At 63.2% G+C, this 1,146-nt stretch carries 1 protein-coding gene; it reads right to left on the bottom strand.

The annotated features are described in order from the left end of the window. Nucleotides 1–1,146 (bottom strand): AAA family ATPase (locus tag A2I95_RS40700; RefSeq protein WP_291737986.1); only part of this gene is annotated, 1,146 nt, incomplete at both ends.

The raw sequence follows: 1,146 nt of genomic DNA, 5'->3' as shown, positions 1-1,146 counted from the left end.
ATCCGAGGCATCCGCACCCTCGGGCAGCTGGCTAAGCGCCTGCGCGCCCAGGTTCGAGGTCAGGATGATCAGCGTCTGCTTGAAGTCCACGGTGCGGCCCTGACCATCGGTCAGCATGCCGTCGTCCAGCACCTGCAGCAGCACGTTGAACACATCCGGATGCGCCTTTTCGACCTCGTCAAACAGCACCACCTGATAAGGGCGGCGGCGCACGGCCTCTGTCAGCATTCCGCCTTCGTCATAGCCGACATAGCCCGGAGGCGCACCGATCAGCCGGGCGACCGAGTGTTTCTCCATGAACTCGGACATGTCGACGCGGACCATCGCGTGCTCGTCGTCGAACAGGAAACCGGCAACCGCCTTGGTCAGTTCGGTCTTGCCAACACCGGTCGGCCCGAGAAACAGGAACGACCCCAGCGGCCGGTTCTCGTCATTCAGGCCTGCACGTGCCCGGCGTACAGCATTGGCCACTGCGGTCACCGCAGTGTTTTGGCCGATCACCCGGCGGTGCAGATCATCTTCCATGCGCAGCAGCTTCTCACGCTCGCCCTCCAGCATTTTGGAGGTCGGAATACCGGTCCAACGCTCCACAACAGCCGCGATCTGCTCCGGCCGCACGGCCTCTTCGACCATCAGGCCCTTTTCTTCACGGCTCTCGGCATCGGACAGCTGTTTTTCCAGCCCCGGAATGACGCCATAAGACAGCTCTCCCGCCTTGGCGAGGTTGCCCTCCCGCTTGGCTATGTCCAGGTCGGCGCGGGCACGGTCCAGCTGCTCTTTCAGGTCGCGGGCCCCTGCCAGCTTGTCCCGTTCCGACTGCCACTGAGCGGTCATCTCGGCCGACTGCTCCTGCAGGTCCGACAGTTCCTTCTGCAGCGTCGTTAGCCGGTCCTTTGAGGCCGCGTCGTCCTCGAGCTTCAGCGCCTCTTCCTCAATCTGCATCTGCAGGATCTGCCGGTCCAGCGCATCCAATTCCTCGGGCTTGGAATCCACCTGCATGCGCAAGCGGCTGGCGGCCTCGTCCATCAGGTCGATAGCCTTATCCGGCAAAAAGCGGTCGGTGATATAGCGGTTCGACAGGGTCGCCGCTGCGACCAGCGCCGCATCGGCAATCCGCACCCCGTGGTGCAGCTCATACTTCTCCTT

Source organism: Leisingera sp. F5, assembly GCF_001593695.1.
Note: the sequence above shows the minus strand (reverse complement) of the source record. Positions and strands in the feature narration are given on the sequence as shown.